Consider the following 11665-nt stretch of genomic DNA (forward strand, 5'->3'; position numbering starts at 1 on the left):
CCAACCCTACGAGCGGTGGCCGTGCGCGGGTGTCAGGGTTCCGACCTCGGTCTCCGCGCCCGACCGTCGAGCAGGTGGCCGGCGAGGTCGGCCAGGTCGGCGACGGCCAGGTCGCCCGGCACGCCCTTGAGCGCGGCGACGCGCGCGCCCGCGGCCCGCCCGGCCAGCACGCCGGCCTCGGCGTCCTCCACGACCAGGCACCGGGCGGGGTCGACGCCGAGCAGCGCCGCGGCCGCCAGGTAGCCCTCGGGGTCGGGCTTGCCGGCGGTGATGTCCTCCGCGGTCACCAGCACCGGGGGTGGCGGGACGCCGGCCGCGCCCAGCCGGGCGGCGGTGAGCCTGCGGTCGGCGCTGGTCACGACGGCCCAGGGCAGGGCGAGCCGGTCGAGGGCGGCCATCAGCTCGGCCAGCCCGGCGATCGGGACGACGTCGGCGAGGTCGTCGTACTGCAGGGCCAGCTGGCGGGCGGCCGCCGCGGTCGTGGCGGCGGCGTCGAGGTCGGGGCGCAGGTCGCGGACCGTGGCGGCGGCGGGGCGGCCGTGGGCGATGGCCAGCGCGGCGGCCGGGTCGACGCCGTACTCGGCGGACCAGCTGATCCACGCCCGCTCGACGGCGGCGTCGGAGTCGACGAGCGTGCCGTCCATGTCGAGCAGGACGGCGTCGATGCCCTCCACGGGGCTCACCCGACCTGGAGCTCGGCGAGCGGGACGGCGCGCTGCTCCAGCTCGGCCTCGAAGACGCCGGGCAGGTCGGCGACCAGCCGGATCGAGGTGCTGGCGCCGGCGGTGACGAAGCCGGAGCGGTCGTAGCCGTGCAGGTGGACCTCGTCGGCGACGTCGCTGGTGACCACGAGCTCGACCGTCGAGCCGACCGGCACCGCGTACCGGACGACGCCCCCGGTGACCGCGCCGCCGGCGAACGCGACCTCGACGCGCAGTGCGCCGTCGGGCGCGACGGGCGCCGGCACCGCCGACGGGGCCGGCGACGAGCAGCCGACCAGCGCGAGGGCGAGCGCCAGGCCGAGCAGGAGGACGTGGCGTGTCATGGCTCGTGTCATGGCTCGTGTGATGGGTATGGCCGTGATTCTCGCCCACGACATACTCGGGCCGTGACCGACCACCCCGAGGCCCCCGTCCCCGACCGGCTCTTCGCCGACGAGCGCGAGCAGCGCTGGCGGGCCCGGTTCACCGCGGTGCGCACCAGCCGCCCGCGGTGGGCCCGCGACGCCCCGGACCGCTCCGTCTACACCTCGACGGCCAGCGGCACGACCGAGGTCTACGCGTGGGACCGCGCCACCGATGCGCACCGCAGGGTCACCGACCGGCGCAGCGGCACCGGGCACGCCGAGCTGCCCCCGGACGGCGAGTGGGTGTGGTGGTTCGCCGACAGCGACGGCGACGAGTACGGGCACTGGGTGCGCGAGCCGTTCGCGGCCGGCGCGGGGCCGGTGGAGCCCGCGCTGCCCGGCGTCGAGGACGGCTACGGCGCCGGGCTGGAGATCGGGCGCCGGGTGGTCGCGGTGGGCACCTCGACCGACGACGGCACCCGCATCTGGGTGCGTCGCGGCGACGGCCCGGCCGAGGTCGTCTACTCCCACCCCGAGGACGCCGGGGTGGGCGCGCTGTCCGAGGACGAGGAGCTGCTGGCGATCAGCCACTCCGAGCACGGCGACTCCCGCCACCCCGACGTGCGGGTGCTGCGGGTCGCCGACGGCGCCGCGGTGGCCGAGAAGTCCGACGGCCCGGGCAAGGGCCTGTCCCCCCTGTCGTTCGCGCCGATCGCCGGCGACACGCGGCTGCTGGTCGTGCACGAGCGCCGGGGGCGCGAGGAGCTGCTGCTCTGGGACGTGGCGACGGGCGCGGAGACCGAACTGCCGATCGCGCTGCCCGGCGAGCTGTACGCCGAGTTCACCCCCGACGGCGCGGCGCTGCTGGTCTGGCACACCCACGCGGCCCGGACCCGGCTGCACCGCTTCGATCTGGCGACCGGTGGGCTGACCGAGCTGCCGGTGGCGCCGGGCTGCATCGGCGACGCCGAGGTCCGCCCGGACGGCACCGTCGAGTACACGTGCTCGTCGGCCGCGCACCCGGCGTCGGTGCGGGCGCTGTCGCCCGACGGCACCGACGCGGTGCTGCTGGCGCCACCCGGACCGGCGGCGCCCGGCTCGGCCCCGGTCCGCGACCTGTGGGCGGACGGGCCGGGCGGACCGGTGCACGCGCTGGTCGCCGCGCCGGCGCGGGACGCGGGCGACCCGCCTCCGCCGGCGGTGTTCTGCCTGCACGGCGGCCCGCACGCGGCCGACGAGGACCGGTTCAGCGCGGTGCGGGCCACCTGGGTGGACGCCGGGTTCGTGGTCGTCGAGGTCAACTACCGGGGCTCGACCGGCTACGGCTCGGCCTGGCGCGACGCCATCGAGGGCCGCCCGGGCTCCACGGAGCTGGCCGACGTGGCCGCGGTGCTCGACCGGTGCGTCGCCGACGGCCTGGTCGACCCGCGGCGCTGCGTGGTCGAGGGCTGGTCGTGGGGCGGCTACCTGGCGCTGCTGGCGGTGGGCACGCAGCCGCAGCTGTGGGCGGCCGGGATCGCCGGGGTGCCGGTGGCCGACTACCTGACCGCCTACGCCGACGAGATGGAGCAGCTGCGGGCGTTCGACCGGGCGCTGTTCGGCGGGTCGCCGCGGGAGCGGCCCGAGCTGTACCGGGCGGCGTCGCCGCTGACCTACGTCGACCGGGTGCGGGCGCCGGTGCTGGTGCTGGCCGGGGAGAACGACCCGCGCTGCCCGATCCGCCAGGTCGACAACTACCTGGACGCGCTGGCGGCGCGCGGCGACCTGCCCTTCGAGGTCACCCGCTTCGACGCCGGCCACGGCAGCATGGTCGTCGAGCAGACGATCGCCCACATCGCCACGGAGGTCGGCTTCGCCCGGCGGGCGATCGAGGGCGGCACGATCGGCGACGGCGTCGCGCGGCCCACACCCGTCGCGGCCAACGTCATCCCGTCGTAGCACCGCGGAAACACGGCCCGACGACGCTGGGTGTCACCCCGAGGAGGTGGGAGCACGTGGCGCTCTGGCGTGTGCACGTGGAGCTGGAGGACATCCCCGGCCGGCTGGGTGAGCTGGCCACGGCGGTGGGGGCCGCCGGCTGCAACATCATCTCGTTGCACGTGGTCGGCGAACCGGCCGACGACGGCTCGGTCACCGACGAGCTGCTGGTCAAGGTCCCGGACCTGGCCGACCCGGCGACCCTGGTCGACGAGATCACCGCGGCGGGCATCCCGTGCACGCTGCTCGTGCGGGCCGACGCCACCGAGCTGTCCGACCCGACCACCACGGCGCTCGCGCTGGCCCGGATGGTCGCCGCCGACCCGGGCAGCGCCCCGCGTGCGGTCGCGACGCTGCTGCGCGCCCGGCTGGTCGACCCGGCCGCGACCGACGTCGAGGGTCACGCGCACACGCTGCGGGTGGGCGCCCGCCAGCTGCGGCTGGGCCGCGGCTGGCCGTTCACGGCCACCGAGCTGTCCCGCGCCGCCGCCCTGCTGGAGCTGGCCGCCCAGCTGGCGATGCGCGCGCCCGCCCGCGCCGACGACGCCGAGCGGATCCTGCTGCTGCGCGACGGCTCGGAGGTCCGCATGCGCGCCGCGGGCCCGGACGACCGGCTGCTGGTGGCCGCGCTGCACGCGCGCTGCGCCCCGGAGACCCGCCGCTCCCGGTTCCTGAGCCCGGCGCCCCGGCTGCCCGACGACCAGCTCGACGAGCTGCTCGGCGCCGGCGCGGGCCGACCGCCCGGCAGCGTCGTGCTGGCGGTGACGGCGGACGGCGGCAGCGCGGTCGGCCTGGCCAACCTCGACCCGGAGCCCGCCGGCCCGGCGACCACCGGTCGGGTCGCCGTGCTGGTGGAGGACGCCTGGCAGGGCAGGGGGCTGGGCACCGCGTTGCTGCGCCGGGCCGCCGACGCGGCCGTCGAGCTGGACATGGTCGAGCTGACCGGCATCGCCCGCCCGGACGACCTGGGCGTCACCCGGCTGCTGCGCCGGGCCGGGCTGCGCCCGTCGGCCGAGATCGTCGACGGGACCGTCCGCCTCCGCGCCGCCCTCCCGACCCCGGTCCCCTGAGTTCAGGAAAGCCACGATGCTGCCCCCTACGGGCAGCATCGTGGCTTTCCTGAACCGGATCCCCGGGGGTCAGTTCAGGTCGATGCGCTCGCCGCTGTCGCCGGCGAACATGTGCAGGTGGCCCTGGCGCGGGGCCAGGTGCAGGATCTCGCCCTTGGCCGGCGGGGTGCGCCCGTCGACGCGGGCGATGACCTGCCGGCGCTCGCCACCGACCTCGGTGGTGCCGTAGACGTAGGCGTCGGCGCCGAGTTCCTCGACGACGTCGACCTCGGTGGCCAGGCCCTGGCCCTCGGGGACGGCGTCCATGTCCTCGGGGCGAACACCGACGGTGACGTTGCGGGTGGAGCCCACGGCGTCGGCGGCCTGGCGGGGCACCTGGATGTCGGCGCCGCCGAAGTGCAGCACGTCGCCGTCGAGGTCGACGCTGAGCAGGTTCATCGCGGGCGAGCCGATGAAGCCGGCGACGAACACGTTGGCCGGCCGGTCGTACATGTGCCGGGGCGTGTCGACCTGCTGCAGGATGCCGTCCTTGAGCACGGCGACCCGGTCGCCCATCGTCATGGCCTCGACCTGGTCGTGGGTGACGTAGACGGTGGTGATGGCCAGCCTGCGCTGCAGCGAGGCGATCTGGGTGCGGGTGGAGACGCGCAGCTTCGCGTCCAGGTTGGACAGCGGCTCGTCCATGCAGAACACCTGCGGCTGGCGCACGATCGCGCGGCCCATGGCGACGCGCTGGCGCTGGCCGCCGGACAGCGCCTTGGGGCGGCGGTCGAGGTACTGCTCCAGGTCGAGGATCTTGGCCGCGTCGGCGACCCGCTTCTGGATCTCCGACTTGGGCTGGCCGGCGATCTTGAGCGCGAAGCCCATGTTCTCCGCGACGGTCATGTGCGGGTACAGCGCGTAGTTCTGGAAGACCATCGCGATGTCGCGGTCCTTCGGGGGGACGCGGGTGACGTCGCGGCCGCCGATGTGGATCGAGCCCTTGTCGATGTCCTCCAGCCCCGCGAGCATCCGCAGGGAGGTCGACTTGCCGCATCCGGAGGGACCGACCAGGACGAGGAACTCGCCGTCCTCGATCTGCAGGTCGAGCGAGTCGACGGCGGGGCGGGTGGAGCCGGGGTAGATCCGGCTCGCGCTGTCATAGGTCACAGCGGCCATGGCTGTGCTCCTTCCACCGGCAGGAACGTGCCGGACGATCCGAGTGGGGGTAGCACGCGCAGCCTGCCACGTCGAGGCAGCTCACGGCCAGTGACACTACTGAGGGTCACCCTTAAGTTACTTTATGGTAGCTGTTACGGGATCGTTGCCGGCTGATGTTGCACCGAGACCTGCGTAAACGCTTTCCTATTGCGGATCTCACATCCACGGGCGGAGCAGAACCCCGTGGTCCCCCATCGGAGCGGAGAGTCCGAATGTCTGCAATGACACGGCGAGGGCGGGTTCCCGCCCTGGTCAGCGCCGCGCTCGGAGTGAGCCTCGTGCTCGCCGGGTGCGGTGGCTCCAACGTCGCGGGCGGCGGCCAGACCGGCGGCGCCGCCGGCGGCGCCGACTGCGAGGCCTACACGCAGTACGGCGACCTCAGCGGCAAGCAGATCAGCCTCTACACCTCGATCGTCTCGCCCGAGGACACGCCGCACATCGACTCCTACAAGAAGTTCGAGGAGTGCACCGGCGCCAAGGTCGTCTACGAGGGCTCCAAGGAGTTCGAGGCGCAGCTGCCGGTCCGCATCCAGTCCGGCAACCCGCCGGACGTCGCCTACATCCCGCAGCCCGGCCTGCTGCAGACGCTGGTCAAGCAGACCGGCGCGGTGAAGCCGGCCCCGCAGGCCGTCTCGGCGAACGTCGACCAGTACTTCTCGGAGACGTTCAAGTCCGCCGGCTCGGTCGACGGCACCCTCTACGCGGCCCCGCTGGGCGCCAACGTCAAGTCGTTCGTCTGGTTCAGCCCGCAGGCCTTCGCGGCCAAGGGCTACCAGATCCCGAAGACCTGGGACGAGATGGTCGCCCTGTCCGACCGGATCGTCGCCGACGGCGGCAAGCCGTGGTGCGCGGGCATCAACTCCGGTGAGGCCACCGGCTGGCCGCTCACCGACTGGCTCGAGGACGTCATGCTCCGCACCGCCGGGCCGGACGTCTACGACCAGTGGGTCGCCCACCAGATCCCGTTCAACGACCCGCAGGTCGCGACGGCGCTGGACCGCATCGGCGAGATCCTGAAGAACCCGGCCTACGTCAACGGCGGCCTCGGCGACGTCTCCTCCATCGCCACCACCACGTTCCAGGACGGCGGCCTGCCGATCCTCGACGAGACCTGCTACATGCACCGCCAGGCCAACTTCTACGCGGCCAACTTCCCCGAGGGCACCGACGTCTCGGAGAACGGCGAGGTCTACGCGTTCGCGCTGCCGCCGATCAACACCAGCGGCTCCACCCCGATCCTGGTCGGCGCCGAGTTCGTGGCGGCGTTCTCCGACCGCCCCGAGGTGCAGGCGTTCCAGGCGTTCCTGTCCTCGCCGGAGTGGGCGAACGAGAAGGCGAAGGCGACCCCGGAGGGCGGCTGGATCAGCGCCAACACCGGTCTGGACGCGGCCAACGTGGCCAGCTCCGTGGACAAGCTCTCGGTGGAGATCCTGCAGGACGACTCGAACGTCTTCAAGTTCGACGGCTCCGACCTGATGCCCGCGGAGATCGGCTCGGCCGCCTTCTGGACCGGCATGACGGACTGGATCACCGGTAAGAGCACCACCGACGTGCTCACCTTCATCGAGCAGTCCTGGCCCGCCCAGTCGTAGCCCCGCACCGGGGGCGGGCGGCTGTCGCCGCCCGCCCCCGGTCTCTCTCCCGTGCCCGGAGGTGAGACCGCATGACCATCACTGACAAGATCATCCAGCTCGTGGTCGCCGTGGCGTTCTTCGCCCTGGTGCTGGCCCTCGTGCTGTTCATCGCCGACCGGGTCAGGGGGAAGAGCGCCGAGCGCTGGCAGGGCTTCGCGTTCATCGGCCCCGCCGTGCTGCTGCTCCTGGTCGGACTGATCTACCCCGCGCTGCGCACCGCCTACCAGTCGTTCTTCGACGCCGGCGCCAGCAACTTCGTCGGGATCGACAACTACGCGCGCATCTTCACCCAGCCCGAGCTGCTGATCGTGCTGCGCAACACGTTCCTGTGGGTCATCTTCACCCCGCTCGTGGCCACCGCCGTCGGGCTCGTCTACGCCGTGCTCGTCGACCGCGCCCGCGCCGAGTCGTTCGCCAAGGCGCTGATCTTCCTGCCGATGGCGATCTCGTTCGTCGGCGCCTCGATCATCTGGAAGTTCGTCTACGAGTACCGGCCCAACCAGCAGAACATCCAGCAGATCGGGCTGGTCAACCAGCTGCTGGTCTGGCTCGGGTTCGAGCCGGTGAACCTGCTGCTCATCCCGTTCTGGAACAACCTGCTGCTCATCGTGGTGATGATCTGGATCCAGGCCGGGTTCGCGATGACGATCCTGTCCGCGGCGATCAAGGCCATCCCGGACGACATCATGGAGGCGGCCCGCCTCGACGGCGTCGGCGGGATGCGCATGTTCTTCTACATCACCCTGCCCAGCATCCGCCCGGCCGTGGTCGTCGTGCTGACCACGATCAGCATCGGGGTGCTGAAGGTGTTCGACATCGTCCGCACGATGACCGGCGGGCAGTTCGGCACCAGCGTCGTGGCCAACGAGTTCTACTCGCAGAGCTTCCGGCTGTTCAACATCGGCATCGGGTCCTCGCTGGCGATGATCCTGTTCATCCTCGTGGTGCCGATCGTGATCTACAACGTCCGGCAGATGCGGAAGGTGGACGCCCGATGACGATCCTGGAGAGCGCGCCCGCCGGCAAGCCGGCCACCAGCATCACCACGGCGGCCACCACGAAGTCGGCCGAGGCCAAGAAGCGGCTGAGCTCGCCGTGGGCGTCACTGGCCGCGATCGTCATCGCGGTGCTCTGGACGCTGCCGACGTTCGGGCTGCTCCTCTCGTCGTTCCGGCCGGAGCGCGCGGTCAAGCGCACCGGTTGGTGGACGTTCTTCACCGACCCGCAGTTCACCTTGGAGAACTACAACGAGGTGCTGTTCGAGGGTCAGCAGCCGCTGATCAACTACTTCGTCAACTCGATCATCATCACGCTGCCGGCGGTGATCATCCCGATCGTGCTGGCCTGCATCGCGGCCTACGCGTTCGCCTGGGTGAAGTTCCCGTTCCGCGACACGCTCTTCGTCGCGATCTTCGCCCTGCAGGTGGTCCCGCTGCAGGTGGCGCTGCTGCCGCTGCTGGAGATCTTCGTCGGCACCGGCCTGAACAACACGTTCTGGACGGTGTGGATCGCGCACTCCACGTTCGCCCTGCCGCTGGCCATCTACCTGCTGCACAACTCGATGCGGGAGATCCCGGCGGAGCTGGTCGAGGCGGCCCGCGTCGACGGGGCCGGACACGTGCGCATCTTCGGCACGATCATGCTGCCGCTGATGAAGCCGGCCATCGCCGCGTTCGGCGTGTTCCAGTTCCTCTGGGTCTGGAACGACCTGCTGGTGGCGCTGGTGTTCGCCGGCGGGACGGCCGACGTCGCCCCGCTGACCGTCCGCGTCGCCGAGCTGTCGGGCACCCGCGGCTCCGACTGGCACCTGCTCTCCGCCGGCGCCTTCATCTCGATCATCATCCCGCTGATCGTGTTCCTCAGCCTGCAACGGTTCTTCGTCCGCGGCCTGCTCGCGGGCAGCGTCAAGGGCTGAGCAGCGGATCGGCGCAGTCACCCGGTGCGGGGGCCACGGTGACGACCATCAGGGACGTGGCCCGCAGGGCCGGGGTCTCGATCGCCACCGTCTCGCGCGCGCTGCACGGGTTGCCTCGGGTGTCCGAGGCGACCCGGCAGCGCGTGCTGGCGGCGGCGGCCGAGCTGCACTACGTCCCCTCACCGAGCGCGGCCAGCCTGGCCGGCGGGCAGAACATGGCCATCGGCGTGGTGGCCCCGTCGGTCAACGGCTGGTTCGTGGCCACGGTCGTGCACAGCGCGGAGCGGCTGCTGCGCCCGGCGGGCTACGACGTGCTGCTCTACAGCCTCGGCGTCGACCCCGACGAGCGCAGCCGCGCCTTCGCCGGCAACGTGCTGCGCAAGCGGGTCGACGCCGTGCTGGTCGTGGGCATCCACCCGGAGCCCGACGAGATCGCCGCGCTGTCGGCCGTCGGCGGCCCGGTCACCGTCGTCGGGGCCGAGGTGCCCGGCTGGGCCAGCGTCCGCATCGACGACGACGGGGTCGGCCGGTGCGCCGTGCGCCACCTGCTCGACCTGGGCCACCGCCGCATCGCCTACATCGGCAGCGAGCCGGAGGGGCCGGCCGAGCCGGTCGCCTCCGCCGGGCGCCGGGCCGGCTACCGCGGCGAGCTGGCCGCGGCCGGCGTCCCGCACGACCCGGCCCTGGAGGTCGACGGCGGGTTCACCGTCCGCGGCGGCATGGAGGCGATGGACGCGCTGCTGGCCTCCGGCCCGCCGCCGACCGCCGTCTTCGCCGCCTCCGACGAGATGGCGATGGGGGCGGCCTACGTCGCGCGCCAGGGCGGGCTGCGCATCCCGCAGGACCTGTCGGTGGTCGGCGTCGACGACCACGACATGGCCGAGCTGTTCGACCTGACCACGGTGGCCCAGCCCGTGTACTCCCAGGGCGTCATGGCCGCCGAGATGATCCTGCGCCGGCTGGCCGAGCCGTTCCGCGACCCACCGGCCCTCGTCGTGCCCACGAGCCTCGTCGTCCGCGGGACGACCGCGCCGCCCGCCGCCACCACCGCCGTCGGGTGACCGGAACCGGATAGGCTTGCCGGCGCCGCGGCCCCGTGCTCGCGGCGTCGGTGAACCTCCGTCGGAAGGCCGTGGGTGAGCTACAGCGGCCGCCTGACCGTGGGGCAGTACGCCGACACCGTCGCCCTGCGCGACGACTGGATCGCCGTCGCGGAGTCCACCGAGCGCTGCGACCGCCCCACCGCCGAGGCCGCGGTCCGCCAGGCGTACCGCGCCGCCGGACTGGACGCCCCCGACGTCATCGTCTGGATGGACTCGCCGCTCGGCGGGACGCTGGCCAGCGTCGTGCTCAGCCACCACACCGCCCCGCCCACCCGGCTGTGGTCCGAGGTCTGGGACGGGCTGTGGGACCAGCTCGGCGAGCGCGTCGGCCCGCACCTGCGCGACCGGCTCACCGACCAGCTGTGGGGCCAGCTCGACGACCGGGCCTGGGCCCGGCTGCCCGCCGGGATGCGCGCCCAGACCGACGAGCACCTCTGGCGCCGCCTCGCCGACCGGATCCGGGGGCGGCTGGAGCAGCGCCTGGGCGACCGGGCCGTGGCCGAGCTGTGGAACGAGCTCGGGGCGCTGCTCTGGGAGCCGCTGCGCGACCAGATCGAGTTCCAGCTGGTCGACCGGCCCGCGTTCGACCTGTGGGACCGGCTGCAGCACCGCCTCGGCGAGCAGCTGTGGACCCAGCTGGAGGGCCGCCCGTTCCCCTGGGAGCACGGTCGCCAGCTCGGGCCCTGGTCGGAGGTGTACTGGCTGGTGCTGTTCACCCGGGCGCTGGACATCGCCGGGCTCCCCGCCTCGCCCCGGCTGGCCGCGGTGGCCACCGCCGTGCGCGCCGTGGGCTGGTGGTGGCCGCTGCGCGGCGCCGCCGTGCTCACCGACCGCCCCACCGCGCTGCACCGCGACCAGCAGGGCAGGCTGCACCACCCGGACGGCCCGGCCGTGGGCTACGCCGACGGGTACGCCCTGCACGCCTGGCACGGCACGCGGGTGCCCGCCGACCTGGTCACCGGCGAGGGCTGGGGGCCGCACCGGATCCTGACCGAGCGCAACTCCGAGGTCCGCCGCTGCGCCATCGAGCGCCGCGGGTGGGACCGGTTCGTCACCGAGGGCGGGCTGGACCAGGTCGGGCCCGACGAGCAGGACCCCGGCAACCCCGGCCAGGTGCTGCGGCTCTACGACCTGCCCGGCCGGCTGCGCGACCTCTACCACCAGCCGGCCCGGATCCTGGTGGTCAGCAACGCCAGCCCCGACCGCGACGGGCGCAGGCGGACGTTCGGGCTGCCCGTCCCGGCCGACGTCCCGGACGCGCTGTCCGCCGCCGCGGCCACGTTCGGCGTCACCCCGGCCGAGTACGCGGCCCTGGCCAGGGCGACCTGACCGTGCCCGGCGGCGGCGCGACCGCGGCGGAGCGGGCCGAGGAGGTGGCCCGGTCCTGGCGACTCGCCGCGGAGTCCACGCACCGCTGCGACCGGCCCGCGGCCGAACGCGCGCTGCGCGGCGCGTACGCCGCCGTCGGGCTGCCCGGACCGGACGTCCTGGTCTGGGCGGACTCGCCGCTCGGCGGCCTGGTGGCGGACCTGGCGCTGCGCCACCGGCTCGCCCGACCCGCTGGCGCCGACACCCCGCGCCGGCTGCTGGCGGGGTTCAACGCCCGGCTCCGGGAGCACCCGGCCGGGGCCCGCGTCCGCGCCGGCTGCCTCGCCGCGCTGCGCACAGCCGGGCCCGGGCTGCTGGCCGCCGGCCCGACC

Annotated in this window: 11 protein-coding genes; 8 read left to right on the top strand and 3 right to left on the bottom strand. The window is 73.7% G+C overall.

The annotated features are described in order from the left end of the window. Positions 1–32: 32 nt before the first annotated feature. Positions 33–683, bottom strand: a complete 651-nt coding sequence (locus KIK08_RS22480) for an HAD-IA family hydrolase (protein ID WP_308257806.1) — start codon at positions 681–683, stop codon at positions 33–35. Then, the gene (locus KIK08_RS22485) at positions 680–1045 is read right to left on the bottom strand and encodes a hypothetical protein (protein ID WP_214405206.1); all 366 of its coding nucleotides are present in this window, start codon (positions 1043–1045) and stop codon (positions 680–682) included. The genes KIK08_RS22480 and KIK08_RS22485 overlap by 4 nt, the downstream gene beginning before the upstream one ends. Positions 1046–1108: 63 nt before the next feature. Here KIK08_RS22485 and KIK08_RS22490 point away from each other — a divergent pair, with 63 nt between their 5' ends. After that, the gene (locus tag KIK08_RS22490; RefSeq protein ID WP_214405207.1) at positions 1109–3004 is read left to right on the top strand and encodes a S9 family peptidase; all 1896 of its coding nucleotides are present in this window, start codon (positions 1109–1111) and stop codon (positions 3002–3004) included. Between the two features lie 56 nt (positions 3005–3060). Beyond that, positions 3061–4113: a GNAT family N-acetyltransferase gene (locus KIK08_RS41865; RefSeq protein WP_214405208.1), complete on the top strand. Its 1053-nt coding sequence runs from the start codon at positions 3061–3063 to the stop codon at positions 4111–4113. 69 nt (positions 4114–4182) lie between these two features. Here KIK08_RS41865 and KIK08_RS22500 read toward each other — a convergent pair whose 3' ends face one another. After that, a complete protein-coding gene (locus KIK08_RS22500; protein WP_214405209.1) occupies positions 4183–5271 on the bottom strand; it encodes an ABC transporter ATP-binding protein in 1089 nt (362 codons plus the stop codon). 263 nt (positions 5272–5534) lie between these two features. Between KIK08_RS22500 and KIK08_RS22505 the strand changes: the two genes are divergently transcribed. The 6 genes from KIK08_RS22505 to KIK08_RS22530 form a co-directional block, all read left to right on the top strand. Then, complete coding sequence (locus tag KIK08_RS22505) at positions 5535–6905, top strand: ABC transporter substrate-binding protein (RefSeq protein ID WP_214405210.1); 1371 nt, start codon at positions 5535–5537, stop codon at positions 6903–6905. A 71-nt stretch (positions 6906–6976) separates the two neighbouring features. Beyond that, the gene (locus KIK08_RS22510) at positions 6977–7945 is read left to right on the top strand and encodes a carbohydrate ABC transporter permease (protein WP_214405211.1); all 969 of its coding nucleotides are present in this window, start codon (positions 6977–6979) and stop codon (positions 7943–7945) included. Beyond that, positions 7942–8862, top strand: a complete 921-nt coding sequence (locus tag KIK08_RS22515; protein ID WP_214405212.1) for a carbohydrate ABC transporter permease — start codon at positions 7942–7944, stop codon at positions 8860–8862. The genes KIK08_RS22510 and KIK08_RS22515 overlap by 4 nt, the downstream gene beginning before the upstream one ends. Before the next feature lie 38 nt (positions 8863–8900). Beyond that, the gene (locus KIK08_RS22520) at positions 8901–9923 is read left to right on the top strand and encodes a LacI family DNA-binding transcriptional regulator (protein WP_214405213.1); all 1023 of its coding nucleotides are present in this window, start codon (positions 8901–8903) and stop codon (positions 9921–9923) included. A gap of 75 nt (positions 9924–9998) precedes the next feature. Continuing rightward, a complete protein-coding gene (locus KIK08_RS22525; RefSeq protein ID WP_214405214.1) occupies positions 9999–11294 on the top strand; it encodes a DUF6745 domain-containing protein in 1296 nt (431 codons plus the stop codon). Between the two features lie 2 nt (positions 11295–11296). Continuing rightward, positions 11297–11665, top strand: a 369-nt coding sequence (locus tag KIK08_RS22530) for a hypothetical protein (RefSeq protein WP_214405215.1), incomplete at its 3' end; no start/stop codon positions are given.

Source organism: Pseudonocardia lacus, from assembly GCF_018531445.1.
Lineage (GTDB): Bacteria > Actinomycetota > Actinomycetes > Mycobacteriales > Pseudonocardiaceae > Pseudonocardia > Pseudonocardia lacus.